This is a genomic window from Bordetella genomosp. 1, from assembly GCF_002261335.1.
Classification (GTDB): Bacteria; Pseudomonadota; Gammaproteobacteria; order Burkholderiales; family Burkholderiaceae_B; genus Bordetella.
Genome location: NZ_NEVL01000003.1, coordinates 1,307,957 through 1,332,612 on the forward strand (window position 1 = coordinate 1,307,957; position 24,656 = coordinate 1,332,612).

At 68.2% G+C, this 24,656-nt stretch carries 23 protein-coding genes, 1 tRNA gene and 1 pseudogene; 13 read left to right on the forward strand and 12 right to left on the reverse strand.

The window, feature by feature from the left end; translation table 11 throughout:
• Positions 1-19: 19 nt before the first annotated feature.
• From CEG14_RS14360 to CEG14_RS26755, 5 genes and pseudogenes are all read right to left on the reverse strand, one after another.
• Positions 20-223, reverse strand: a complete 204-nt coding sequence (locus CEG14_RS14360; RefSeq protein WP_094799039.1) for a cold-shock protein — start codon at positions 221-223, stop codon at positions 20-22.
• 318 nt (positions 224-541) lie between these two features.
• Complete coding sequence (locus CEG14_RS14365; protein ID WP_094827014.1) at positions 542-859, reverse strand: hypothetical protein; 318 nt, start codon at positions 857-859, stop codon at positions 542-544.
• A 49-nt stretch (positions 860-908) separates the two neighbouring features.
• Positions 909-1,193, reverse strand: coding sequence for a hypothetical protein (locus CEG14_RS14370; protein WP_094827015.1), 285 nt, complete (start codon positions 1,191-1,193; stop codon positions 909-911).
• Between the two features lie 343 nt (positions 1,194-1,536).
• Positions 1,537-1,965, reverse strand: a complete 429-nt coding sequence (locus CEG14_RS26750; protein WP_094827016.1) for an autotransporter outer membrane beta-barrel domain-containing protein — start codon at positions 1,963-1,965, stop codon at positions 1,537-1,539.
• 77 nt (positions 1,966-2,042) lie between these two features.
• Positions 2,043-2,528 (reverse strand): annotated as a pseudogene (locus CEG14_RS26755) (autotransporter outer membrane beta-barrel domain-containing protein); the annotation flags it as partial.
• A gap of 442 nt (positions 2,529-2,970) precedes the next feature.
• Here CEG14_RS26755 and CEG14_RS14385 point away from each other — a divergent pair.
• Together CEG14_RS14385 and CEG14_RS14390 are read left to right on the forward strand one after the other, a co-directional pair.
• On the forward strand, positions 2,971-3,612 hold the full coding sequence (locus tag CEG14_RS14385; protein ID WP_094827018.1) for a hypothetical protein: 642 nt from the start codon (positions 2,971-2,973) through the stop codon (positions 3,610-3,612).
• A gap of 307 nt (positions 3,613-3,919) precedes the next feature.
• On the forward strand, positions 3,920-4,252 hold the full coding sequence (locus CEG14_RS14390) for a DUF4148 domain-containing protein (protein ID WP_094827019.1): 333 nt from the start codon (positions 3,920-3,922) through the stop codon (positions 4,250-4,252).
• A gap of 130 nt (positions 4,253-4,382) precedes the next feature.
• Here the strand turns inward: CEG14_RS14390 and CEG14_RS14395 are convergent, their stop codons facing one another.
• From CEG14_RS14395 to CEG14_RS14405, 4 genes are all read right to left on the reverse strand, one after another.
• The gene (locus CEG14_RS14395) at positions 4,383-4,589 is read right to left on the reverse strand and encodes a hypothetical protein (protein ID WP_094827020.1); all 207 of its coding nucleotides are present in this window, start codon (positions 4,587-4,589) and stop codon (positions 4,383-4,385) included.
• A 48-nt stretch (positions 4,590-4,637) separates the two neighbouring features.
• On the reverse strand, positions 4,638-4,805 hold the full coding sequence (locus tag CEG14_RS26370) for a hypothetical protein (protein ID WP_176461501.1): 168 nt from the start codon (positions 4,803-4,805) through the stop codon (positions 4,638-4,640).
• 407 nt (positions 4,806-5,212) lie between these two features.
• Positions 5,213-5,623, reverse strand: a complete 411-nt coding sequence (locus CEG14_RS14400; RefSeq protein ID WP_094827021.1) for a hypothetical protein — start codon at positions 5,621-5,623, stop codon at positions 5,213-5,215.
• Positions 5,624-6,047: 424 nt separating this feature from the next.
• A tRNA-Leu gene (locus CEG14_RS14405) sits at positions 6,048-6,134 on the reverse strand.
• Between the two features lie 46 nt (positions 6,135-6,180).
• Between CEG14_RS14405 and dapC the strand changes: the two genes are divergently transcribed.
• The 9 genes from dapC (at position 6,181) to CEG14_RS14450 (ending at position 17,822) form a co-directional block, all read left to right on the forward strand.
• The gene (gene dapC / locus CEG14_RS14410) at positions 6,181-7,377 is read left to right on the forward strand and encodes a succinyldiaminopimelate transaminase (RefSeq protein WP_179280601.1); all 1,197 of its coding nucleotides are present in this window, start codon (positions 6,181-6,183) and stop codon (positions 7,375-7,377) included.
• 32 nt (positions 7,378-7,409) lie between these two features.
• On the forward strand, positions 7,410-8,231 hold the full coding sequence (gene dapD / locus CEG14_RS14415) for a 2,3,4,5-tetrahydropyridine-2,6-dicarboxylate N-succinyltransferase (RefSeq protein ID WP_094827023.1): 822 nt from the start codon (positions 7,410-7,412) through the stop codon (positions 8,229-8,231).
• Positions 8,228-9,367 (forward strand): succinyl-diaminopimelate desuccinylase, encoded by a 1,140-nt coding sequence (gene dapE / locus CEG14_RS14420; RefSeq protein ID WP_094827024.1) that lies wholly within the window; start codon positions 8,228-8,230, stop codon positions 9,365-9,367. Before dapD ends, dapE begins: the two co-directional genes overlap by 4 nt.
• A 7-nt stretch (positions 9,368-9,374) precedes the next feature.
• Positions 9,375-10,271, forward strand: a complete 897-nt coding sequence (gene prmB, locus CEG14_RS14425) for a 50S ribosomal protein L3 N(5)-glutamine methyltransferase (RefSeq protein WP_094827025.1) — start codon at positions 9,375-9,377, stop codon at positions 10,269-10,271.
• On the forward strand, positions 10,268-12,199 hold the full coding sequence (locus CEG14_RS14430) for an ATP-binding cassette domain-containing protein (RefSeq protein ID WP_094827026.1): 1,932 nt from the start codon (positions 10,268-10,270) through the stop codon (positions 12,197-12,199). Before prmB ends, CEG14_RS14430 begins: the two co-directional genes overlap by 4 nt.
• 241 nt (positions 12,200-12,440) lie before the next feature.
• Entirely contained in the window at positions 12,441-12,929 is a 489-nt protein-coding gene (locus CEG14_RS14435) for an RNA polymerase sigma factor (RefSeq protein WP_094827027.1), read from the forward strand.
• Positions 12,926-13,870, forward strand: a complete 945-nt coding sequence (locus tag CEG14_RS14440; RefSeq protein WP_094827028.1) for a FecR family protein — start codon at positions 12,926-12,928, stop codon at positions 13,868-13,870. Before CEG14_RS14435 ends, CEG14_RS14440 begins: the two co-directional genes overlap by 4 nt.
• Positions 13,871-13,999: 129 nt before the next feature.
• On the forward strand, positions 14,000-16,627 hold the full coding sequence (locus CEG14_RS14445) for a TonB-dependent receptor (RefSeq protein WP_094827029.1): 2,628 nt from the start codon (positions 14,000-14,002) through the stop codon (positions 16,625-16,627).
• Between the two features lie 10 nt (positions 16,628-16,637).
• A complete protein-coding gene (locus CEG14_RS14450; protein WP_094827030.1) occupies positions 16,638-17,822 on the forward strand; it encodes a cytochrome-c peroxidase in 1,185 nt (394 codons plus the stop codon).
• 14 nt (positions 17,823-17,836) lie between these two features.
• Here CEG14_RS14450 and CEG14_RS14455 read toward each other — a convergent pair whose 3' ends face one another.
• A complete protein-coding gene (locus CEG14_RS14455; RefSeq protein WP_094827031.1) occupies positions 17,837-18,424 on the reverse strand; it encodes a TetR/AcrR family transcriptional regulator in 588 nt (195 codons plus the stop codon).
• A gap of 135 nt (positions 18,425-18,559) precedes the next feature.
• Between CEG14_RS14455 and CEG14_RS14460 the strand changes: the two genes are divergently transcribed.
• Complete coding sequence (locus CEG14_RS14460) at positions 18,560-19,765, forward strand: MFS transporter (RefSeq protein WP_094827032.1); 1,206 nt, start codon at positions 18,560-18,562, stop codon at positions 19,763-19,765.
• Between the two features lie 27 nt (positions 19,766-19,792).
• Complete coding sequence (locus CEG14_RS14465) at positions 19,793-21,001, forward strand: MFS transporter (RefSeq protein ID WP_094827033.1); 1,209 nt, start codon at positions 19,793-19,795, stop codon at positions 20,999-21,001.
• A 99-nt stretch (positions 21,002-21,100) separates the two neighbouring features.
• Here CEG14_RS14465 and CEG14_RS14470 read toward each other — a convergent pair whose 3' ends face one another.
• Entirely contained in the window at positions 21,101-23,419 is a 2,319-nt protein-coding gene (locus tag CEG14_RS14470; protein WP_094827034.1) for a UvrD-helicase domain-containing protein, read from the reverse strand.
• On the reverse strand, positions 23,416-24,624 hold the full coding sequence (locus tag CEG14_RS14475) for a DesA family fatty acid desaturase (RefSeq protein WP_094827035.1): 1,209 nt from the start codon (positions 24,622-24,624) through the stop codon (positions 23,416-23,418). The genes CEG14_RS14470 and CEG14_RS14475 overlap by 4 nt, the downstream gene beginning before the upstream one ends.
• Between the last annotated feature and the right edge of the window lie 32 nt (positions 24,625-24,656).

Consider the following 24,656-nt stretch of genomic DNA (forward strand, 5'->3'; position numbering starts at 1 on the left):
TTCGCGTTCAGTACCTGGTTTACAGGACCTGAATCTTCGTGGCTTGGGGACCCTTGGGACCCATGGCCGTCACGAAGCTGACGCGCTGGTTTTCTTCCAGGGACTTGAAGCCGTTGGCTTGAATTTCCGAGAAGTGCGCGAACAGATCCTTACCACCCGCTTCCGGGGTGATGAAGCCATAGCCTTTTTCTGCGTTGAACCACTTAACGACGCCGGTTTCCATACTGTATTTCCTAGAGATTTTATGGGCCTAAGCCCGGGACCACGATTCAATCAAGGAGAGGACAGCAGAACAATAACGGTCGCCGGAAAAGGCACGGCACTGAACAAACTTCGCAACACTTGACCTCGTGTGCCGCCACTATCGCTAGGATCCCCTCCTAAGTCAACATAATCCTCAAAATTACGTACCAATAGTGCAACAAATAGAAACGCGGGTAACCGCCTGCTTAATCGTTGCGCAAATATTTGCAGCGCCGCATTTACTAATAATCAAACGGCGCGTTTTTAAACCATGGTATGTACTGAGAAAAATATCGGATCAATCCACCGGCAAGCCCAGCAGATCGAGCGCCGCGCCAAAGCAATCGGCGTCGGCACAGAAGAATACCGCGAGATCGCCGGGGTTGATGTTCTCGAGCACCTCGTCGATCTGCTCCTGGGCCTGGTCGACGCTGTCGACCGATGCCGCGTGGATCGCGGCGCCCTCGCCCACGCGCTCGGGCGGCACGAAGTCGGCGATGGCGTCCAGATCGGGCGCGCCCAGCACGACGTAGGTCGCGATCACGGCGTCGTCGATCGACGTGTCCAGGCTCAATCCGCCTTCGAATTCGCCGACCTGGCGGCTGCTGATTTCCATTGTGAATTCCTTCAAGTGCCGGCGCGCTCGCGCCCGGCGTAACGATGCATCAACGCGGCGGTGTGCGGCTGGCGCGGATGCGGCGCGTGAGCAGCGCCGCGGCGGCGCCGATCACCAGCGTGAACATGCCGCCCGCGACCGCCAGCAGCGGCGCCTGTGCGGCCAGATTGCCATCGCGGCTCAACACCCACACGACCACCGCCACCAGCAGCGCCCAGCCGAGCACGCTGGCCAGCGTCGTCCGCAAGGCACGCGCCCGTCCGCTGAGCCAGCCGCCCAACAACGCAAGCGCAACGATCGAGGCCATGGCCCAGTAGAGCAGCTCGTAGTTCACGACTCGGTGGAGAGACAGCGGGAGGACGGCGCGGCGCCCGGGCCGGACCATGTTCGGGCCGACATTATAGGCGGTTGCGGAAAGCCGCGTGGCGCGGACCGAGATGCGGACGCAGCCGTGCCGTGTGTGCGCGCCGCACGGCGCGAGGGCGGAACCGAGGGGTGGCGCCCCGGCGCGAGCCGCCGAGCGGGCGCATGGCGCCGACGGTAGGCCTCATCGCAGCGAGAGGCGGCGGCACCTGAGGCACCAGCCGCGGCAGCAAAGGCACCCGCCCGCTCGCGCCGCCTCGATGGCTGCGCGAGCGGGTGGACGCGACCCGGCGGGCGCGCCGCCTGCGATGCGATCAGAAGCGGAAGGCGTAGCCCACGTTCAGCGTGAGCTCGCGCTTGACGATGTCGCCACGGCCGTAGCGCAGATCGGCGAAGCCGCGATGCGGGCCGGAGTCGACCTGCACGCCGCCACCGAGCTGCCAGCGGTCGCCGGGCAGTTCGACGTCATAGGTGGTGTTGCCGAACTTGATCTTGTCGTCGTTGGAGAACTGGTGCAGATACGACGCGGTCATGTAGGGGCGCACGGTGGTGCCCGACGAGAGCGAGAAGTCGCGGCCCGCGCGCAGGCCGGCGCGGCCCTGCACCGAGGTCTGGCTGCTGCGCGTGTAGATGGCCTGCAATTGCGGCTCGACGAACCATTGGTTCTCGAGCTTGTAGTGATAGCCCAGCTCCACGCTGCCGGTGTAGGTGGTGTGCTTGTTGCTGTCGCTGTAGGTGCCCAGGTTGCCGGCAGGTCGAACTTCACCTCGTCCTTGATGCGACCGACCTTGCTGACGGCATCCACGTAGAAGCCGCTGGTGTCGACATAGGTCAGGTAGGTGCCGAGATACTTGGTGCGGCTCTTGCCCTTCATGATGTCGTTGTCGTCCTGGTCGGCCGAGCCGAGGCCGACGAAGGCGCCGAGGTAGAGCTTGCCGGTGGACAGGTCCCAGCCGTAGTCGCCGCCGATGGCGCCGTAGCCCACGTCGTTGTCGAACTGGCCGGCGTCATCGCCATCGACCTTGAAGCGGCTGCCGCCCGCACGCGCCCACAGCCCGCCGCGGCCGCCGTTGCGCAGCTCGCCCTGGCGCTGCGAGGCGGCGCCCAGCTCCGATTCCAGCAGCAACAGCGAACCGGTCTGCCCCATCGCGACGCCTTCGGCGGCGCGCCGGTTGACCTCCGCGCGGATGAGCTGCGCCGCCGACTGAGCCTGTGCCGCCGGTGCGACCCACGCGGTAGCGGCCGCGGTCGCAAGCGTGAGAGTCAAAGTCTGGGGAAGCCGCAGATACGCTTTTGCCAATGCCATCGATCCGTCCTCGAGTGAATGAACTGTCGGAGCAACACTATTGCACCGATTATTTTCTATACAAAATACAGATTTATTCTAGCGAGTGACTCTGGCCCCGAATGTGTCAGACAAACCTGTTTTCCGGGTTCATTTCAAAGGTGACGCAACAGTGTTGCGAAAAAACACCTATGTAACGGGGCGTTTGCGCAGATTGCGGTTCGGGCTCGGGTTCCTGGGATGCGGACCTTCCCGATGCCCGCCCGCGCCGGGTGGGCCAAGGGCAAGTTTCGTACCCGACCCCTATTGCGGCGACCTTCGACCAGGACGCAGAATGCTAGGCGGAATGGTCCCATTCACCAGGCGAGACAACCGGCGCACCCCACCACGCATGCCCAAACGGCCCAAGCACGTTTCTTTGCCCCTCTCCCCTGACCGCACGGCCCGATCGTGGCCCCGCCGGATGGCGCAAGGTGCCAGCGCCGCGGCGCTGCTGACGCTGGCGGGATGCGCGTCGGTCTCGCCCATGTCCTGGTTCGACGACCCGGGCCCGAGTCTCGCCCCGGCGCCCGGCGCCACCACCTTCGTGTTCATCAGGCATGCGGAAAAACCGATCAGCGGGCTGGGGCAGCTCAATTGCCGCGGACTGAATCGCGCCATCGCGCTGGCCGACAGGCTGCCACTGCGCGTGGGCCCGCCGCAGGCCGTGTTCGCGCCCTCGCCCGCCTCGCAGAACGAGGACAGTGGCAAGTCTTATAGTTACGTGCGGGCGCTCGCCACTGTGGAGCCGCTGGCCGTGCGCTACACCCTGCCGGTGAACGCGCAGATCGGCTACAACGATCCCGCCGCCCTGGTGGCCGCGCTCGATGCGCCCGCCTTGCGCGGACAGACCGTGGTGATCGCCTGGCAGCACGACGCGCTGGTGACCGCCGTCCGGGATCTGCTCGGGCGCCACGGCGGGCCGGCGTCGGCGGTGCCCCGCTGGCGCGGCAGTGACTTCGATTCGATCTACATCGTGCGCGTGCCCGCGGACGGCAGCGGCGCCGACTTCATCCAGATGTCGCAGGGCCTGGACCGCCTGTCGCAAAGCTGCCCGACCGGCTGACGCCCCCCCCTGCCTCCGCACCCCGCTTCGTCCCGTCATTGGTGTCATCGGACGCCTGCCATCGGCGCCGGCCGCACCTCGCGCGGCCAGCGCGGGTCTGCTCGCGGCCCGCAAATCCCATGACGCGCATCAATAGTGAACCAGTCCTGTTATTGCATTCTTAAATGGGATAATCCTTTCCAATAATCCGGGTTTATCCCTAGTCTTCCGAAGCGCACAATGCAGTCATTGGGAAGCAAACAACGAACTGCGACGGGATTCCCCGCCAAGTCCGGATCCCAGATCCAAGCGAATCGGAGGAAATACGATGAAGACCCTTACCAGTGCCCTGTTCCTGTCCATGGCCGTGCTGAGCGCCGGCGCCTACGCGTCGGACAACATCGAGCCGAACAACGTCCCGTTCCAGGGCGTCTACGGTCATGTGGATCAGAATGCGCCCACTCGCGCCCAGATCGCGGCAGAGCTGGCCCAGGCCAAGGCCAACGGCACCTACACCTTCGGCGAGAACGATTACCCGCCCGTGCAGGCGTCGAACGGCGCCGGCAAGACGCGCGCCGAGGTGAAGGCCGAGCTGGCCCAAGCCAAGGCGAACGGCACCTATACGTTCGGCGACCTCGACTACCCGCCCCAGGCGAATTGAACGATCCGTTCTCTGGACCGGTAGTACGCAGTACGGTCCAGCGCAGTAACCGGGGGAGTGGTTGACCCCGGGGCAGTAAAAACGCCGGCGCAAGCCGGCGTTTTCTTGGGCGTTTGGACAGCGCGGTGCGCTACCAGCCCAGCTTTTCGAAGGCCTTCTGCGTGTCGGCCACCAGCGCCTCTGCATCGGCGCGGGCCTGGGCAGCGCTGCGCACGGGCTCCGTGGCGTGCGAGTACCACGCCTGCCGCCCCTCTCCCAGATCGAAGGGAATATTGACACGTCCGATGAATTTTCCGGACACCAGCGTGGACACCTCGATCTCGAACGGAACAGACACGGTTACTCCTGGAACGCGAGGTTCAGCCCTCGGCATGCGTCCGGAATATTACGCCTTCGGCTCGATCACCGCGACCGGATGATGAATCTGCAGGCACGCGTCGACGGATTGACTCGACTTCAGGCACAGGGCAAACGCCTGCGCCTCCCCGACGGTGGCAAAAACGTACTGCACACGATTCACGATGACCGACGCGTCGATGATCACCAGGTGCATGCCTTGTCTCCCGAATGCTAGTCCCAGGAGTCGCAGCAACCGCCATGCCTGTAGGGGCGCCCCCGCCCACACCCCCGCCCACACCCCCGCCCCCCTTCCCGCCCCCGCTTGCTTCCCCCACCTCCCGCAAAAAACAAAGGTGTCAGACTGCAATTTTCCGCCCCAAAACAAAGGTGTCAGACTGCATTTTTCGACCGAGCCGGCCCTGGAAAAATGCAGTCTGACACCTTTATGGGGCCGCCTGCCGGCAGCAAAAAATGTAGTCTGACACCTTATTGGCGGGGCTACAGGGGCCGGGAAAATGCAGTCTGACACCTTTGTTTGGTGTGCCCTGGACGGGCGGTTCACGCAGAGGCGGCGAGGATTGCTGGAGCGGGTTGCGTGGTTGGTCGCGCCGCGGGGATTCGCTACGGCAGCTTGCCGAGGGCGTCACGCGAGGCGTTCGACAGGAGCGATGCGTCTGCCTTCAGCGCCTCCAGCGCGAGCGTCAGGTGTTGCGTCATGTCTTCGAGGCGGGACGCCTCCCTGGACTGCTGGCCGGCGACGCGGGCGATTTCCTTGTCTATCGCCTCCCTCTGAGCGGTCGCCGGTTGGCCGGCCACCCCGGCCTCGAGCAGCAGGGATTTCTCCTGGCCCAGCGTGCGCAGCTGCGTGTTGAGCGCCTGCACCTTCTCGGCCTGCTGCATCACCTCGTCGTGCAGCATCTGGTAGCGCTCCAACAAGACCGCCAGCTTGAAAGCGGGCGTCGCCAGATCGATCGCGCCGCGGTCGAGGGCCTGGGCGGGGAGCGGCGTGTTGAGCGCGAGGGGAGTCGTCATCGATAGTCCTTGTTCCTGACGCCCGATGAGTGACGCCCGCCGCGGGAAAGTTCCGGGCGCCAAAACAAAGGTGTCAGACTACATTTTCGGCGGACACGCCTTCAGGAAAAATGCAGTCTGACACCTTTATTTGGCCGTCGCCGCGGCTGGAAATTGCAGTCTGACACCTTTGTTTGGGGCAGCGGACAGGTGCGAGCGGCCGTGGGTTTGGCGGCCAAGCGCTGCGGGCGTGGGTGTCCTGACCGGCGTCCTGATGGGTGTCGCCACTGCGTGTCGCCAGTGGGTGTCGTTAGTGCGTGTCGCTACAAGGCGTGGCTGCGCAGCGGGCTGCGGGCATGGCAGGGCTGGCGCGCCTTGGGGGGCCGCCGCGCTACGGGGGTGTGGGACATTGCCGGCGTCAGGCCGGCAAAGAGAAGAATGAGGTTGGTGCGAAGGGCGGGACTCGAACCCGCACACCTGTTACGGCGTCAGGACCTAAACCTGGTGCGTCTACCAATTTCGCCACCTTCGCAAAGGCCAAGCCCTCTATTGTAGCTTGCTTGTTAAAATCGTGCGCTATGAATCCGCGTCTCGATGCCCTGCATCCCTATCCCTTTGAAAAACTTCGTGGTTTGCTGGCGTCGGCCGGCACGCCGCCGGCCGGGCTCGCGCCCATCAATCTGTCGATCGGCGAGCCCAAGCACGCCACGCCGGCGCTGGTCGGCGCGGCCATCGCCGCCGAGCTGAACGGGCTGTCGGTCTATCCGGCCACCAAGGGCACGCCGGCGCTGCGCGAGGCGATCTCGCACTGGCTGGCGCGGCGCTACAGCATCCCCGCGCCCGACGCCGACACGCAGGTGCTGCCCGTGCTCGGCTCGCGCGAGGCGCTGTTCGCCTTCACGCAGGCCGTGATCGATCCGAGCGCCGATTCGCTGGTGGTGTGCCCGAATCCGTTCTACCAGATCTACGAAGGCGCCACGGTCCTGGCCGGCGCCCGCCCGTACTTCCTCAATGCCGATCCGGCGCGCGACTTCAATCCCGACTGGAACGACGTGCCCGACGAGGTCTGGCGCCAGACGCGGCTGGCGTTCGTGTGCACCCCCGGCAATCCCGCCGGCAACGTCATGCCGCTCGAAGACTGGCGCCGCCTGTTCGAGCTGTCCGACCGCCACGGCTTCGTGATCGCCTCCGACGAGTGCTACTCCGAGATCTATTTCGACGAGGGCGACGCGCCGCTGGGCGGGCTGCAGGCGGCCCGCCGCCTGGGCCGCGACGACTACAAGAATCTCGTGGTCTTCTCGAGCCTGTCCAAGCGCTCGAACGTGCCGGGCATGCGCTCGGGCTTCGTCGCCGGCGACGCCGCGCTGATGGCGCGCTTCCTGCTCTATCGCACCTACCATGGCAGCGCCATGAGCCCCGTGTTCGCCGCGGCCAGCGTGGCCGCCTGGAACGACGAGGCCCACGTGCAGGAAAACCGCCGGCTGTACCGCGCCAAGTTCGAAGCGGTCACGCCGATCCTGTCGCGCGTGCTCGACGTGCGCATGCCGCAGGCCTCGTTCTACCTCTGGGCACGCACGCCGGGCTGCGACCAGGCCTTCGCCCGCGATCTCTATGGCCGCACCGGTGTTACCGTGCTGCCTGGCAGTTTTCTGGCGCGCGATGCCCATAACGTCAATCCGGGCGCGGGCCGCATCCGGATCGCGCTGGTGGCGCCGCTGGACCAATGCGTCCAGGCCGCCGAACGCATCGTGCACTTCGTTCAGACCCACGTCTGATTTCATTTCCTCCCACCCCTAACCGAGCCGTCATGACTCTCGACCTCCAGACCACCATCGAAAAAGCCTGGGACGACCGGGCCAACCTGTCTCCCTCCGACGCCAGCGCCGCCGTGCGCGAAGCCGTGGAACACACCATCGACGCCCTCGACCAGGGCCGTCTCCGCGTGGCCGAGAAGATCGACGACCAGTGGACCGTGCACCAATGGATCAAGAAAGCCGTGCTGCTGTCGTTCCGCCTGAGCGACAACGAAGTGATGGGCACCGATCCCCTGACCTTCTATGACAAGGTCCCCACCAAGTTCGCCGGTTACGGCGACGCCGCCTTCAAGGCGGGCGGCTACCGCGTGGTGCCGCCGGCCGTGGCGCGCCGCGGTTCGTTCATCGCCCGCAACGTCGTGCTGATGCCCTCCTACGTGAACATCGGCGCCTACGTCGATGAAGGCACCATGGTCGACACCTGGGCCACCGTCGGTTCGTGCGCCCAGATCGGCAAGAACGTCCACCTCTCGGGTGGCGTGGGCATCGGCGGCGTGCTCGAGCCGCTGCAGGCCAACCCCACCATCATCGAAGACAACTGCTTCATCGGCGCCCGCTCGGAAGTCGTCGAAGGCGTCGTGGTCGAAGAAAACTCGGTGCTGGCCATGGGCGTGTTCCTGTCGCAAAGCACCAAGATCTATGACCGCGCCACCGGCAAGATCACCTACGGCCGCGTGCCGTCGGGTTCGGTCGTGGTGCCCGGCTCGCTGCCCTCGGAAGACGGTTCGCACAGCCTGGCCTGCGCCGTGATCGTCAAGCGTGTCGACGCGCAGACCCGCGCCAAGACCAGCATCAATGAGCTGCTGAGGGCCTGATGAGCAACGCCGTACTGGAACTGGTCAAAGACCTGATCGCCCGCCCGTCCGTCACGCCGGCCGACGTGGATTGCCAGAAGCTGCTGGCCGACCGCCTCACGCGCATCGGCTTCACGTGCGAGACCATCGCGCGCGGCGGCGTCACCAACCTCTGGGCCAAGCGCGGCACGCGCGGCCCCGTGACGGTGTTCGCAGGCCACACCGACGTGGTGCCGCCGGGCCCGCGTGAAAAATGGGAAAGCGATCCGTTCGTGCCGACCGAGCGCGACGGGTTCCTGTACGGCCGCGGGGCGGCCGACATGAAGAGCTCGATCGCCGCCTTCGTGGTGGCGGCCGAGGAATTCGTGGCGGCCCACCCCGATCACGAGGGCTCCATCGCCCTCCTGATCACCTCCGATGAAGAAGGCCCCGCCATCGACGGCACCGTGATCGTGTGCGATGCGCTGCGCGAACGCGGCGAGAAGCTCGATTACTGCATCGTGGGCGAGCCCACGTCGGGCGCCGTGCTGGGCGACATCTGCAAGAATGGCCGCCGCGGCTCGCTCTCGGGCGAGCTCACCATCAAGGGCATCCAGGGCCACGTGGCCTACCCGCACCTGGCGCGCAATCCGGTCCATCAGTTCGCCCCCGCCCTCACCGAGCTGGTCGCCATCGAATGGGACCAGGGCAACGAGTACTTCCCGCCCACCACGTTCCAGGTGTCGAACCTGAACGCGGGCACCGGCGCCACCAACGTGGTGCCGGGCGAAGCCGTCGCGCAGTTCAACTTCCGCTTCTCCACCGCCAGCACCCCCGAATCGCTCAAAGCGCGCGTGCATGCGGTGCTCGACAAGCATGGCCTGGAATACGACCTGGCCTGGGAGCTGGGCGGCGAACCCTTCCTGACGCCGCGCGGCTCGCTGACCGATGCGCTGGTGCAGGCCATCGCGGCCGAAACCGGCGTGACCGCCGAGCTCTCGACCACGGGCGGCACCTCCGATGGCCGATTCATCGCGAAGATCTGCCCGCAGGTCATCGAGTTCGGCCCCGGCAACGCCACCATCCACAAGGTCAACGAGCGCGTCGAGCTGGCCAGCCTGGAACCCCTCAAGAACATCTATCGCCGCACGCTGGAAAACCTCCTGCTGGCGCGCTGAATCCGACATGGCCACTACTGACCGCCAAGAACTCCAGACCCTGCGCGATCTCATCCGCTACGGCGTGACGCGCCTGAACGGCGCGCAGGTCGCGCTGGGTCATGGCTCCGACAACGCCTGGGACGAGGTCGTCTACCTGGTGCTGCATGCCCTGCACCTGCCGCTGGACACGCTCGACCCCTTCCTGGACGCACGCGTGCTGGCCAAGGAACGCGACCGCGTGCTCGACCTGATCGACCGCCGCGTCTCCGAACGCCAGCCCGCCGCCTACCTCACCAACGAGGCCTGGCTGCGCGGCCATCGCTTCTACGTCGACGCGCGCGTGATCGTGCCGCGTTCGCCCATCGCCGAGCTGCTCGACGAAGGCCTGTCGCCCTGGGTCCAGGACCCGGGCGCGGTCGAGTCGGCGCTCGACATGTGCACCGGCTCGGGCTGCCTTGCCATCCTCACCGCCCTGGCCTTCCCCTACGCGCAGGTCGATGCCGTGGATCTCTCGCCCGATGCGCTGGCCGTCGCGCGGCGCAACGTCGACGACTACGGTCTGCAGGACGTCGTGACGCTGCACCAGAGCAATCTGTTCGACAGCCTGCCCGAGCGCGCCTACGACGTGATCGTGTGCAACCCGCCCTACGTGAACAGCGGCTCGATGGATGCGCTCCCGCCCGAGTATCGCCACGAGCCCACGCTCGCGCTGGCCGGCGGCACCGACGGCATGGATCTCGTGCGCCGCATTCTCGAGGCCGCGCCGCGCTATCTCAGCGAACAGGGCGTGCTGGTGCTCGAGATCGGCCATGAGCGCGACCACTTCGAGGCCGCCTTCCCCGATCTGCATCCGGTCTGGCTCGACACGGCGCAAGCCAGCGACCAGATCCTGCTGCTTACCCGCGAGCAACTGACGCTGTGATACGTGCTTCAGGATTGACCCTGCGCCGCGGCACCAAGGTGCTGTTGGACGGCGCGGAATTTGTGGTGCATCCCGGCGAACGCGTCGGCTTCGTCGGCAAGAATGGCGCCGGCAAGTCGTCGCTGTTCGCGCTGCTCACCGGCGCGCTCGACCCCGACGCCGGCAATCTCGACCTGCCGTCGGGCTGGCGCATCGCCAGCGTGCAGCAGGAGATTGCCGCCGACGACCGGCCGGCGCGCGAGTTCGTCATCGACGGCGACGTGCACCTGCGCGAGCTGCAGGCGTTGCGCGCCACCCTGCGCGACGACCAGGGGACGCAGATCGCGGAGACCGAGGCGGCGCTGGCCGAAGCGGGCGTCTGGAGCGCGGCGTCGCGCGCCGAGCAGCTGCTGGCCGGCCTGGGCTTCAAGCCGAACGAATGGATGAACCCGGTGGCGAGCTTTTCCGGCGGCTGGCGCATGCGCATCGCGCTGGCGCGGGCGCTGATGGCGCCCTCGGAACTGCTGCTGCTCGACGAACCGACCAACCACCTGGACCTCGACGCCATGCTGTGGCTCGAGAAATGGCTGGCGGCCTACCAGGGCACCGTGCTGCTGATCTCGCACGATACCGAGTTCCTCGACGCGGTCGCGCGCGCGATCCTGCACTTCGATCACGGCAAGCTGATCCGCTACAAGGGCGGCTACGAAGACTTCCTGACCCAGCGCGCCGAGCGCCTGCGGCAGGCGTCGATCGCGATCGAACGCCAGAGCCGCGAGGCAGCGCGCCTGCAGGGCTTCATCGACCGCTTCAAGGCCAAGGCCTCCAAGGCCAAGCAGGCGCAGAGCCGCGTCAAGGCGCTCGCGCGCATGGAAACGCTGGCGCCGCTGCACGCCGAGGCCGGCATCGACATCCGCATCCCCTCGCCCGACCACACGCCCGATCCGCTGCTCACGCTCGAGCACGTGTCGGCCGGCTACGGCGGGCCCGATGGCGCGGCGCCGATCCTGAAAGACGTCACGCTGATGGTGCGCGCCGGCGCGCGCGTCGGCGTGCTGGGCGCCAACGGCGCCGGCAAGAGCACGCTGATCAAGACCCTGGCCGAGGAGATTCCGGTGCAGGCCGGCGAACGCCGCGCCTCGCGCGGCCTCGCCATCGGCTACTTCCACCAGCACCAGCTCGACATGCTGGACCTGGACGGCACGCCCCTGCAGCATCTGGCGCGCCTCGCGCCCGAGGTGCGCGAGCAGGAGCTGCGCAACTACCTGGGCGGCTTCGGCTTCTCGGGCGAAACCGTGACCAGCAAGGTCGGCCCGATGTCGGGGGGCGAGAAGGCGCGCCTCGCGCTCTCGCTGATCGTGTGGCAGCGCCCCAACCTGCTGCTGCTCGACGAACCGAGCAACCACCTGGACGTCGAAACCCGCGAGGCCCTGGCGGCCGCGCTGGCCGAGTTCTCGGGCAGCATGCTGCTGGTCTCGCACGACCGGCACCTGCTGCGCACCACCGTCGACAGCTTCTGGATCGTGGCCGACGGCGTCGTGCGCGAGTTCGATGGCGACCTGGAGGATTACCGCGACTGGCTGGCCACGCGCAACGCGCAGGAACGTGCCGCAGCATCCCCTGCGGCGCGCGGCGAGGCCGGTGACTCGGTCGACCGCAAGGCGCAACGCCGCCAGGAGGCCGAGGAGCGCCAGCGCCTGTCGACGCTGCGCAAGCCCCTGCAGAGCAAGCTGACCAAGGTCGAGACGCAGATGGAGACGGCGCGGGTACGCCTGGCCGAGCTGGATGCACTGATCGCCGACGCCGACCTCTACACCGACGCGCGCCGCGCCGAGCGCCAGGCCATCATGGCCGAGCACGGCGAAGTGGGCAAACGCATGGGCGAGCTCGAGGAACAGTGGCTGGAGCTGCAGCAGTCGCTCGAAGAGATCGACCAGGGCATGGCCTGATCCGCCGCGACCGCCTGTAAAACCGCCGCCTCCGGGCGGCGTTTTTACGTCCGGCGGCCCAGCGCCGCTGCGCCGGCACCGGCCCGCCCGCCGTTGGACGAGGACGCGCCGAATGCGCCGGTGTGCGCCCGCCTCGTTGCATACACAACAATTCCGGCATACATGGGAATAATTATCATTTATACTTGGCGGCTTCCGTTAGTCCTACGTTCGCCCCACCGGCCCATTGCGCCCCACCGCCATGTCCGTGCTCACCAACGTCTTCCTGCATCACTACCGCGAGCTGCTCAGTTTCCTGTCGCTGCGCACGGGCTCCCGGGACACGGCACAGGACTGCGCACAGGACACCTGGGTGAAGCTGGCGGAGTTCGGCGACCGCACCCGCCCCGACAATGAGCGCGCCTACGTGTTCCGCGTGGCGGCCAACATCGCCACCGACTGGCACCGGCGCCTGGCGCGCGAGCGCAGCGCGACCGAGCTCTATGCGCAGGGCATCACCGGCCAGATGGAGGCGGACACGCTCGACGTGGCCGCGATGCGCCAGACGCTGCGGCGGCTCGAGGCGGTGTTGCTCGCGCAACCGACACGCAGCCTCGACGTGTTCATCCTGCACCGCCACGAGGGCCTGACCTATCGCGCCATCGCCGAACGCTACGCCATCTCGGTGAGCGCGATCGAAAAGCACATGATGCGCGTCCTGCTGGCCTGCGACGCGGTGCTGCAGGCATGATTCCGCTGCCCGCCGCGCCCGCCCCCGGTGGCGCCGACCCGCTGCGCGACATCCGCGAAGACGCCTCGCGCTGGGTGGTGCGCCTGAGCGACACCGAATGCGACAGCGCGACCCATGCCGCCTTCGAGGCCTGGTATGCCGCAAGTCCGCAGCACGCCGCGGCCTTCGATCGCCTGAGCCGCATCTGGGGCACGCTGGGCCGGGTGCAGCCCGACGCCCTGCGGCCGCGCCGCCGGCTCGGGCGCGCCATCGCCAATGGCCTGCTCGCGCTGGTCGTGCTGGGCGGCGCGCTCGGCGGCGCCGCCTACGATGCGCCCGACTACCGTGCGCAGGCGCGCATCGAACGCGTGGTACTGCCCGACGGATCGCTCGCCGTGCTCGACGCCGGCAGCGCGATCCGGCTCGACTTCGCGCAGGGCCGGCGCACCGTGACGCTGCTGCGCGGGCGCGCGTTCTTCGAGGTGCGGCCGCGCGGTGCCGGCATGGCCGCCTTCGCCGTGCGCACCGGCCAGGGCACGGCCACCGCGCTCGGCACGCGCTTCGACGTGGCCCTGCCGCCCGAAGGCATGCGCGTGACGGTGTACGAACACGAGGTGGCGGTGCTGTGCACGGTGTGCGAGCCGGCCCAGGCCCTCACGCTCGCGCCGGGTGAGCGCGCGCAACTGCGCCAGGGCAAGTGGCAGCGCGAGGCCGGCACGCCCGGCGCGGCGCCGTCATGGATCCAGGGTCTGCTGCGCTTCGACGACATCACGCTGGCCGAGGCGGTGGCGCGGCTGCAGTCGTACAGCGCGCGCCACATCCTGCTCACCAACGATGCGCTCGCCGGCATCCGTGTCTCGGGCACGGTCAACACCGCCGATCCGCGGCGCGCGCTGGCCTTCCTGCTGGGCCCGCAGCCGGTGGCGTTCCATGAGCTGCCGGGCCTGCTCTGGCTGCGTTGAGGGCCGTCGCGCCGGTCACGCGTCAATCGGTAAATGAGAATCGATATAAATTATTCATGAGGTCGGCACTGAGGTGCCGCGGCCCCCGGGCGTCATACCCGCGATGACATTGAACCCGAGGGACCATCCATGAAGACCGCACGCCCGGCGCGCCATGCCGCACGCGCCGCCCTGCTGCTGAGCGTGGCGCTCGCCGCCCTGCCCGCCGCACAGGCCCAGACCCATGCCGTCGCCGTCGCGATCGATCTTCCCGCCCAGGCGCTGGGCCCGGCGCTGCTGACGCTGGGCGAACAGGCAGGCGTCGAACTGGCGTTCGCGCCGCAGGCGGTCGAGGGCAAGATGGCGCCGCCGGTGCGGGGCACGCTCACGCCGCTGGACGCATTGAACCAGCTGCTGCGGGGCTCGGGACTGCAGTTGCGGCCCGACGGGCCCAACCGCTATCAGATCTACGCCGACCGAACCAACGCGTTTTCGGTGGCGCGGCTGGAAACCGTCGAGGTGCTGGGGCAGTCGCCCGAGGAGCGCGTCTACACGCGCGCCGAGATCGCGGCCACGCCCACGGCAAACCGCGACCTGAGCTCGCTGATCGCGACCGCGCCGGCCGTGCGCCTGGGAAGCGACACCGACGCCTCGAACAATCGCGGCTCGATGAACGTGCAGGACATCTCGATTCACGGTGCGAGCCCATACCAGAACCTGTTCCAGATCGACGGCGTGTCGGCCAGCAGCAATCTCGATCCGGCCAGCAAGAACCTGAACCTGCAGGTCGGCAACATCCCGAGCAACGCGCAGGCCTACTTCGTCGACACCGCCCTGCTCGACTCGGTGCGCGTGCTCGACAACACCATTCCGGTGGAGTACGGCCACTTCACCGGCGGCGTGGTCGACGCCCGGCTGCGCCGGCCCAGCGGCGAAAACCACCTGTCGGTGGATTACCGCTGGAACACCTCCAAGATGACCAAGCAGAACATCGCCGAGGGCGAGGCGGAGGATTGGAACCAGGGCGAGCCGGGCTACGCGCCCGAGTGGAAGAAGCGCTTCTACACCGCCGTGGGCGACGTGTCCTTCACCGAGAACAGCGGCGCGGTGCTGTCGATGTCGCGGCGCGAATCCACCATTCAGCGCTATCGGATGGGCGAGCAGAACGGCGCCGCGCAGGTCTTCCAGGAAGGCTTCAACGATCGCGTCGACAACTTCCTCGGCAAGTTCTCCACCCGCTTCTCGGGCGACACGGTGAGCGACCTGGTGGTGAAGTACAGCGACCGGCGCGAGGAGCTGGTCAGCAACTTCTTCCGCGACACGGGCTGGGAGAACCGGCATGCGGCGCGCGGGCTGGGCTGGAATCTCGATCACCGGTTCAAGGGCGGCCGCGTGTCGGTGCAGGCCGGCTGGGACAAGTTCGTGAGCAACCGGTCCTCGGAGGCCACCGAGTTCGTCACGCAGCAGTTCTGGGATCGCCGGCCGCAGTATGTGTGGGGCGGATTCGGCAAGGAAGAGAAGGCGCAGCAGAACCTCACCTTCGCCACCCGCGTGGACCTCGATCCGATCGACACCGGCTTCCTGCGCCACAACCTCTACGCGGGCGTGCAGGCCGAGCAGGTCGACTTCAACTTCGAGCGCTACGCCGATGCGTATTCGTATCGTTCGGTGCGCCAGGCCGACGGCAGCTCGCGCGAGTACAGCAAGCAGCACTTCCTCAAGGGCACCGTCGAAAAGCAATATCACACGCTCGGCCTGTATGCGTCGGACCGCGTCGAATGGGGCCGCGTGGCGCTGACCGCGAGCGCCCGCATGGATCGCGACACGCTGCTGGGCAACACCAACCTCTCGCCGCGCACGCGGCTGGACTGGGACGCGCTGGGCACCGGCGACACCGTGCTGTCGGCGGGCTGGGCGCGCTATTACGGCTCGTACGTGCTGAACATCATGATGCAGGAGGAGATCAGCAAGCTGCGGCGCCAGGTGCTGGATTCGCGCGGCAACCCGGTGGCGGCCAGCGACCGGACCGAGTTCACCCGCTACGACGGCCTGCGCACGCCGTACGACGACGAATGGGCCTTCTCGCTGCGCCAGCGCGCGCTCGGCATGGAAGGCACGCTGAGCTACGTGCACCGCAGCGGCCGCGACCAGCTGACCAAGACGGGCGACAGCCGCAATGGCTACGAGTACGTCAACGAGGGCTGGTCGAAGACCGATTCGTGGATGCTGAACATCGTGAATCAGGAACCCTGGCGCGTGGGGCCGACGTATTGGACGGCGCGCGCGAGCTGGAGCTATCAGCGCAGCAAGCGCAACACCGACATCGTCACGGGCTATGAAGACGGCGCCTACGCGCCCGACGACTACGTGATCTACAACGGCCAGCGCATCACGGCCGCGAACCTGCCGCCCAACAACTTCAACCAGCCCCAGCAGGTGGTGTTGAGCCTCACGGGTCGCTGGCCCGCCATCGGGCTGACCTGGAACAACGACGCGCGCTGGCGCAGCGGGCGCAACGCGATCGCGTACCTCGGCCTGGGCCCGCGCCCCGACTATCTGGCGCGCTACGAATCGGTGCGGCCGCCTTCGTACTGGACCTGGGACACCCGCCTGATCTGGGAGCCCACCTTCGCGCGCGGCCTGGAACTCTCCGTCGACGTGCTCAACGTGCTCAATCAGCAGCCCAAGCTCACGGTCACCGCGCCGAATCGCAACGACGACCTGAGCCTGTATCGCACCGGCCGCGAGATCTGGCTGCAGGTCGGCTACCGCTTCTGAGGAGAGTCCCATGCTGGCGTTCACTGCGATCCGGTGGCGTGCCTGCGCGCTCGTGGCCATCGCCCTCGTCGCCAGCGCGGCGACGCCATCGCTGCGCGCGCAACCGGATGCACAGGCGCCCTCCGCGCCCCCGTGCCGCGCCGACGACGGCGGCTGGGACGCGGGCTGCCTGCGCGGGCTGTATGCCGACGTGCCGCGACACTGGCCCGCGCCGCGCATCGACGCCGGCGTGACGGCGCGCGAGTGGGGCGCGGTGCCGGCGGCCAGCGCGCCGCCCGAAACCTGGACGGCCGACAATGCGGGCCAGGCGCAGCTCAATGCCGACCTGCGCAACCCTGCCGTGATCACGCTCGGCGCGGTGCTGTTTGCGGATCCGCGCCTGTCGCGCAACCAGTCGGTGTCCTGTGCCAGCTGTCATCGGCCGGAGCATTCGTTCGGCGATGGCCGCGCGCTCGCGGTGGGCGCGGATGGCCTGATGGGGCGGCGCCGTTCGATGCCGCTGTTCGCAGCACCTTTCGCGCCGCAGCTGTTCTGGGATGGCCGCGCCGGTTCGTTGCAGGAGCAGGTGCTGGGGCCGATCGCGGATCCGCGCGAGATGGACCATGCGCTGCCGCAGGCACGGGCGCGCGTGGCGGCGCTGCCGGAATACGGCCCGTTGTTCGAAGCCGCCTACGGCGCCGGCGCGATCGATGTGGAGCGCATGGCGCGCGCGCTCGCCGCCTTCGTGGCCACGCTGCGCCCGCCCGCCACGCGCTTCGACCGGTTCCTGGCCGGCGACACCGCGGCCCTGGACGACCGCGAGATGATCGGCCTGCACCTGTTTCGCACCGAGGCCCGCTGCATGAACTGCCACAGCGGCCCGCTGCTCACCGACCACCGCCTGCACAACATCGGCCTGTCGTTCGCGGGCCGCCGCAACCAGGATCTGGGCCGCTACGAATTCACCCGCGCGCCGGCCGACGCCGGGGCGTTCCGCACGCCCAGCCTGCGCGGCGTGGCGCAGGCCGCCCCCTACATGCACAACGGCATCTTTCCGTCGCTGATCGGGGTGGTGCGCATGTACAACGCCGGCATGCCCTCGGGCCGCGTGCCCGCCGATGCGCCGGTCGCCGCGCCGCAGACGCCGCTGATCCAGCCGCTGCGGCTCTCGCCCGCCGAACTGGAGGCGCTGGTCGCCTTTCTCGGCACCTTGTAGGCAGGGGTCGCGCGCTAGGGCGCGACCCGCGTGCCGCGCAACAGCAGGTCGAGCGCGGCCACGCTTTGGACGAGCCGCGCGCCGCCGTCCTCGCCCTCGGCGATCCAGAACGCCGCTTCGGCCACGCTGCCGTAGATCAGCGAGGCGAGTGCCTGGGGATCGGCGTGCGCCATGATGCCCTCGGCCATCAGGTTGGCGATGAGGCTCGCCATGGAGGCCAGGCAGTGCCGATGCGCGTCGGGCGAGGCGCCGCCCAGCACCGCCTTGGCGTCGCGCAGCACGATGCGCTGCATCTCCGGCTCGAGCGCCATCTCCAGATACGCGCGGCAGCGCCGCCGGAAACCTTCCCAGGGGTCGGGTGCCGACGCGTACGCGGCCAGCAGCCGCGCGTCGGTCTCGGCATCGATCTCGGCGACGACGGCGGCCAGCAGCCCCTGCTTGTCGCCGAAGTGGTGATACAGCGCGCCGCGCGTGAGGCCGGCGTGCGCCGTGAGCTCGTCCATCGAGGTATCCGCGTAGCCGCGCTCGGCGAAAAAGCGCCGGGCGGTGGCGAGCAGGGTGGCGCGGGTGGCCTCCATCTCGGCGCGGGTGCGTCGAACCATGAAATTCCTTTACATACGTACCGTATGATTATTTACATGCAGCGCGTATGTATATATGATCGCTATTCATACGCCTCGTATGTATTTTCGCTTGCCGCGCCACCGCATGGCAAGCGAGCTACACCGGAGTTCCCGATGCTCGACGCCTACCGCGCGCTGTTTGCCCTGCCCGGCAGCCGCGCCTTTGCCCTCGCCGGCCTGGTCGCCAGGCTGCCGCTGCCCATGACCGGCATCGGCATCATCACCCTGCTGGCGCAGCGGTACGGCAGCTATGCGCTGGCCGGCGCAGTGTCGGCCACCTTCGTGCTGAGCTACGCACTGCTCTCGCCCCAGGTATCGCGCCGGGTCGACCGCCACGGACAGCGCCGCGTCCTGCCGCTGGCAAGCGCCGCGTGCATCGCGGGGCTGCTGCTCGTGCTCGTCTGCGCGTGGCGCGACGCGCCCGTCTGGACGCTGTTCATCGGCGCGGGCCTCGCGGGCTGCATGCCCAGCATGTCGGCCATGGTGCGTGCGCGCTGGACCGCGCACTACCGCGGCCAGCCGCAGCTGCAGACCGCCTATTCGCTGGAAACCGTGGTGGACGAGCTCACCTTCATCGCCGGGCCGCCCCTGTCGATCGGGCTCGCCGTGGCGCTGTTTCCGCAGGCCGGCCTGCTGGCGGCGGCGCTGCTGCTGGCCCTCGGCGTGACCGCGCTGGTCGGGCAGCGCGCCACCGAACCCGCCCCGGTGGCGCCGGATCCGCAGGCCGGTGGCGCGCGCCCGGTGCTGGCCGCGCCCGGCATGCGGTGGCTGGCGCTGCTGATGGCGGCGATGGGCGTGATCGTGGGCACGGTCGACATCGTGAGTGTGGCATTCGCCGGCGCGCAGGGCCGCCCGGGCGCCGCCAGCCTGGTGCTGGCGGCCTACGCGCTCGGATCCTGCGTGGCGGGCCTGGTTTTCGGGGCGCTGCGGCTGCAGACGCCGCTGCATCGCCTGCTGTGGTGGGGCGCCATCGCGACCGCCGCCAGCACCGTGCCGCTGACGCAGGCTGCTACCATCGCGCCCCTGGCCGGCGCCGTCCTCTTGGCCGGCCTGGCGTTTGCCCCCACGCTGATCGTGGCGATGTCGCTGGTCGAGCGCCTGGTGCCGGACCGCAACCTGACCGAAGGCATGAGCTGGCTGCTGGCCGGCCTGAACGTGGGCGTGGCCGCGGGCGCTGCGCTGGCCGGCCAGGTGGTCGACCTGTACGGCGCGCGCGCCGGCTTCGCGGTGGCGCTGGGCGGCGCGGCCGCCGTGATCGCGCTGGCCTGGCTGGCGCAGCACCGGTTGCGCGCGCAACCGGCCGGCATGGCACAGGCCTGAACCGTTTCATCGACTGTCTCTCTGCACATGAATACCTCGTCTTCCCCTGCCGTCAAACACCCCTGGGCCGCCGTCGGCGCGGTCAGCCTCGCCACCTTTTCCGTGGTGACGACGGAGATGCTGCCGGTCGGCCTGCTCACGCCCGTGGCCGCGTCGCTCGACACCAGCACCGGCACCGCCGGCCTGCTGCTCTCGCTGCCCGCCCTGCTGGCCGCGCTGTTCGCGCCACTGGTGGTGCTGGCGGCGGGCGGCACCGACCGGCGCACCCTGCTGTGCGGGCTGCTCGGCCTGATGGTGCTCGCCAACGCCTCCTGCGCGCTCGCGCCCGACATGGGCTGGATGCTGGCCGCGCGCGTGCTGGTGGGCTTTTGCATCGGCGGCATCTGGGCCATCGCCGGCGGGCTGGCGGCCCGGCTGGTGCCCGCGCACCACATCGGGCTGGCCACCGCCATCATCTTCGGCGGCGTGGCGGCCGCCTCCGTGATGGGCGTGCCGCTGGGCGCGGCGATCGGCGGCTGGGCCGGCTGGCGCTGGGCCTTCGGCGCGATGGCGCTCTTTTCCGCACTGGTGCTGGCGCTGCATCTCGCCGTCACGCCGCGGCTGCCTGCGGGCCGCCCGGCGAGCCTGTCGCAGTTTCGCGAGCAGTTGGGCAACCGCGCCCTGCTGGCCGGGCTGCTGCTCACGCTGTTGCTGGTGGCCGCGCATTTCATGGCCTTCACCTTCGTGCGCCCCCTGCTGACCGGCCATGCCGGGTTCGACGCGCACTGGCTCGGCGCGCTGTTGTTCGGCTACGGCGTGGCCGGCATCGGCGGCAATTTCGTGGCGGGGCTGGCCGCCGCGCGCCACATCCGGCCGACGCTGATCGCCATCGCGGCCGGCCTCACGCTCACGCCGCTGCTGTTCCTGGCGGTGGGCGACAGCGCGCCGGGCGGCGGCGCGGCCCTGCTGTTCTGGGGGCTGGCGTATGGCGGCGTGTCGGTGGCGGTGATGAACTGGATGATGCAGGCCGCGCCGCGCGCCATCGAGATCGCCTCGGCCATGTGCGTGACCGTGTTCAACAGCGGCATCGCGCTGGGCGCCTGGGCCGGCGGCCGGGTGGTCGATCATCTGGGCATCGTGGCCAACCTCTGGGCGGCGGCCGGCATCGCCGGCGCGGCCCTCGCGGTGGCGCTCGCGCTGACGCGCACGCGCACCGGCCAGGGCGATGCGGCGCGCGCCGCGCCCGCCTCCCGCTAGCCGGGGCGAGCGAGCACGATAAAAAAAGGCCGATGCGCTCGCATCGGCCTTTTTCCTGGCCCGGCGCCTCGCGGCGCACCGGCCTGACGCACGACGGGCTCAGCCCTGGATGATCTCCAGCTTGGCGATGCCCAGCGCGAGGGTCTTGGCGCCCACGTCGCGGAACTGGATCTGCGCCTGGGCATCCTGCCCCGCGCCGCTCAGCCCGATGATGGTGCCGTCGCCGAAGCGCGCATGCCGCACGCCCTGACCCACGCGGTATTGCACCTCGCCAACGGTGACGCCGGTAGCCACGCTGCGCGCCACGCGCGGCGTGATCGTGCCGGTGTGCTTGCGGCCGTAGGCGTCGCCATGCCCGCGATTCCAGGAGTCACCCTGGCCGCTGGCGAAGCCGGCGTCGGCGGCCTGGCGGTATTGCGTGCCGGCACGCGGCGAGAGCCACTTGAGATGCGCTTCGGGGATCTCGTCGAGAAAGCGCGAACGCATGGCGTAGCGCGTCTGCCCGTGCAGCATGCGGCTCTGCGCCAGGCTGATGTAGAGCCGTTCGCGCGCGCGCGTGATCGCCACATACATCAGGCGGCGCTCTTCTTCGAGCCCGGACTGTTCGAGGATGCTGTTCTCGTGCGGGAACAGCCCCTCTTCGAGCCCGGTGATGAACACCGCGTCGAACTCCAGGCCCTTGGCCGCGTGCACCGTCATGAGCTGCACCGCTTCCTGGCCGACCTGGGCCTGGTTGTCGCCGGCCTCGAGCGCCGCATGCGACAGGAATGCCGCCAGCGGCGACAGGCCGGTGGTCACGGGCTCGACCGGCGCGTCGACCACGCCCGGCATCAGCGTGCTGCCCACATCGACGTCGGGCACGACGCCGGCCGCCATGCCGTCGAAGTTTTCTTCGGCGGCGAACACGGCCGCGGCGGTGACGAGTTCGTTCAGGTTTTCGAGGCGCTCGGCGCCTTCGCGCTCGCCCTGGTAGTGCTGCTTCAGGCCGCTTTCTTCGATGACGTGCTCGACCATCTCGGGCAGGGGCAGGTCACGCGTCTCGTTGGCCAGGCGCGTGATGAGCTGCGCGAACTGCGCGAGGTTGACGCCGCCCTTGCCGGGCACGCGCGCCACCGATTCGTAGAGGCTGGTGTTGCCGGCGCGAGCCGCGTCGGCGAGCGTTTCGAGCGTGCGCGCGCCGATGCCGCGCGCGGGGAAATTCACCACCCGCATCCACGACGTGTCGTCGTTCGGATTCGAGATCAGGCGCAGGTAGGCCAGCGCATGCTTGATTTCCTGGCGCTCGAAGAAGCGCAGGCCGCCATAGACCTTGTAAGGCACGCCGGCCGAGAACAGCGCATGCTCGAGCACGCGCGACTGCGCGTTGCTGCGATAGAGCACCGCGATCTCGCTGCGCGAGCGGCCCTCGTTGACCAGCGCGCGGATCTCGTCGACGATCCACTGCGCCTCCATGGCGTCGGAGGGCTGCTCGATCACGCGCACGAGCTCGCCCTCGCCCTGGTCGGTCCAGAGGTTCTTGCCGAGGCGGCCGGTGTTGTGGCCGATCAGCGCGTTGGCCGAATCCAGGATGTGGCCGAACGAGCGGTAATTCTGTTCGAGGCGGATGACGCGGCCGTGCGCGTAGTCGCGCTCGAAGTCGGCCATATTGCCCACGTTGGCGCCGCGGAAGGCATAGATCGACTGATCGTCGTCGCCCACGGCGAAGATCGCCGCGCCGCCGCCGGCCAACAGGCGCAGCCACTTGTACTGCAGCGTGTTGGTGTCCTGGAACTCGTCGACCAGGATGTGGCGGAAGCGCCGCTGGTAGTGCTCGCGCACCGGCGCGTTGCGCGACAGCAGCTCGTAGGCGCGCAGCAGCAGCTCGGCGAAATCGACCACGCCCTCACGCTGGCACTGGGCCTCGTAGAGCTCGTAGATCTCGATCATGCGGCGGCGATACGAATCCCAGGCCTCCACGTCGCCGGGCCGCTGCCCGTCTTCCTTGGCGCCATTGATGAATCGCTGCACGTCGCGCGGCGGGTACTTCTCGTCGTCGACGCCGTTGGCCTTGAGCAGCCGCTTGATGGCGGCGAGCTGATCGGCGGTATCGAGGATCTGGAAGGTCTGCGGCAGGCCGGCATCGCGGTGATGCGCGCGCAGCATGCGATTGCACAGCCCGTGGAACGTGCCGATCCACAGACCCCGGGTGTCGATAGGCAATATGGCCGCCATGCGAGTCAGCATCTCGCGGGCGGCCTTATTGGTGAACGTGACTGCGAGCAGCGCAAATGGACTGGCCTGGCTGGTTTGAATCAGCCAGGCCATGCGGGTCGTGAGGACCCGGGTCTTGCCGCTACCCGCCCCGGCGAGTACCAGGGCGTGTTGCGGTTCGAGAGTTACTGCGGCGCGTTGCTCGGGATTGAGTTTATCCAGCATCATGCCGCGTAGCGGCGCAGACGCAGTGCAAACTGCTCGAGCCCGGCGATGCCGCTTTGCTGGGCACGTTGGCACCAGGCCTGCAGGTCATGCAGGAGCTGCTCGCTGCTGGCGCTGGAGCTTTCCCACAGACGGCCCAGCTCGCGGCGCATCTGCACCAGCGTGGAGAGCGACTGGTTGCGGGCGATGGCCTGGTCGACTTCGGCGATCTGCTCGGGCTGGAGCACGTCTTCGTTGCGCGTCAGCACGCGGCGGGCACGCTTGAGCACGGTCCAGTTGCAATCCTCGCCATTGCCGCGCGCCGGCTTGAGCTTGGCCAGCTCTTCCGAGGCAGCCTGCTTGATCACGTCGGCGTAGCGCGCCATCACTTCGTAGCGGTGCGTGATCACGCCCTGCAGCGTGCGCAGGTCGATGCCTTCCTTGGCGTCGGGATCGAGCTTGAGCTTGGGCGCAACCTTCTTCACCTTGGCCAGGCCGAACAGCTGCAGGGTGCGGATGTAGCCCCAGCCGATGTCGAACTCATACCACTTGGCCGAGAACTTGGCCGACGTGCCATGGGCGTGGTGGTTGTTGTGCAGCTCTTCGCCACCGATGATGATGCCCCACGGGAACACGTTGGTGCTGGTGTCCGGCGAGTTGTAGTTGCGGTAGCCCCAGTAGTGGCCGATACCGTTGACCACGCCAGCGGCCCAGAACGGGATCCACGCCATCTGGACGGCCCAGACGGTGAGGCCGACGGCGCCGAACAGCGCGACGTCGATGGCGAGCATGGTCAGCACGCCGGCGAGGCTGTGCTTGGAGTAGACGTTGCGTTCCATCCAGTCGTCGGGCGTACCGTGGCCGAACTTGGCGATGGTTTCCTTGTTGACCGATTCTTCGCGATACAGCTCGGCGCCGCGGAACAGCACCTTCCAGATGCCGAACAGCATGGGCGAGTGGGGATCACCCTCCTTCTCGCACTTGGCGTGGTGCTTGCGGTGAATGGCGACCCATTCCTTCGTGACCATGCCGGTGGTCATCCACAGCCAGAAGCGGAAGAAGTGCATGACGGCAGGGTGCAGATCGAGCCCGCGGTGCGCCTGGCTGCGATGCAGAAACACGGTGACCGACACGATGGTGATGTGCGTGACCACCAGGGTGAACAGGAGAATCTGCCACCAGCTGGCTTGGGTCAGACCACCGGAAATGAACGAAAGGATGTAATCCATAAATCTGTTTCTACGCCTCGCTAAAGAGTGGG

Bases quoted from the DNA above. Each gene is read 5' to 3' on its own strand.
- CEG14_RS14475 (WP_094827035.1), bottom strand. From the start codon at position 24,624: ATGGATTACATCCTTTCGTTCATTTCCGGTGGTCTGACCCAAGCCAGC.
- CEG14_RS14365 (WP_094827014.1), bottom strand. From the start codon at position 859: ATGGAAATCAGCAGCCGCCAGGTCGGCGAATTCGAAGGCGGATTGAGC.
- CEG14_RS14360 (WP_094799039.1), bottom strand. From the start codon at position 223: ATGGAAACCGGCGTCGTTAAGTGGTTCAACGCAGAAAAAGGCTATGGC.
- CEG14_RS14470 (WP_094827034.1), bottom strand. From the start codon at position 23,419: ATGATGCTGGATAAACTCAATCCCGAGCAACGCGCCGCAGTAACTCTC.
- CEG14_RS14435 (WP_094827027.1), top strand. From the start codon at position 12,441: ATGTCCGTGCTCACCAACGTCTTCCTGCATCACTACCGCGAGCTGCTC.
- CEG14_RS14385 (WP_094827018.1), top strand. From the start codon at position 2,971: ATGGCGCAAGGTGCCAGCGCCGCGGCGCTGCTGACGCTGGCGGGATGC.
- CEG14_RS14440 (WP_094827028.1), top strand. From the start codon at position 12,926: ATGATTCCGCTGCCCGCCGCGCCCGCCCCCGGTGGCGCCGACCCGCTG.
- dapC (WP_179280601.1), top strand. From the start codon at position 6,181: ATGAATCCGCGTCTCGATGCCCTGCATCCCTATCCCTTTGAAAAACTT.
- CEG14_RS26370 (WP_176461501.1), bottom strand. From the start codon at position 4,805: ATGCACCTGGTGATCATCGACGCGTCGGTCATCGTGAATCGTGTGCAG.
- CEG14_RS14455 (WP_094827031.1), bottom strand. From the start codon at position 18,424: ATGGTTCGACGCACCCGCGCCGAGATGGAGGCCACCCGCGCCACCCTG.
- CEG14_RS14460 (WP_094827032.1), top strand. From the start codon at position 18,560: ATGCTCGACGCCTACCGCGCGCTGTTTGCCCTGCCCGGCAGCCGCGCC.
- prmB (WP_094827025.1), top strand. From the start codon at position 9,375: ATGGCCACTACTGACCGCCAAGAACTCCAGACCCTGCGCGATCTCATC.
- CEG14_RS14445 (WP_094827029.1), top strand. From the start codon at position 14,000: ATGAAGACCGCACGCCCGGCGCGCCATGCCGCACGCGCCGCCCTGCTG.
- CEG14_RS14450 (WP_094827030.1), top strand. From the start codon at position 16,638: ATGCTGGCGTTCACTGCGATCCGGTGGCGTGCCTGCGCGCTCGTGGCC.
- dapD (WP_094827023.1), top strand. From the start codon at position 7,410: ATGACTCTCGACCTCCAGACCACCATCGAAAAAGCCTGGGACGACCGG.
- CEG14_RS14465 (WP_094827033.1), top strand. From the start codon at position 19,793: ATGAATACCTCGTCTTCCCCTGCCGTCAAACACCCCTGGGCCGCCGTC.
- CEG14_RS14400 (WP_094827021.1), bottom strand. From the start codon at position 5,623: ATGACGACTCCCCTCGCGCTCAACACGCCGCTCCCCGCCCAGGCCCTC.
- CEG14_RS14390 (WP_094827019.1), top strand. From the start codon at position 3,920: ATGAAGACCCTTACCAGTGCCCTGTTCCTGTCCATGGCCGTGCTGAGC.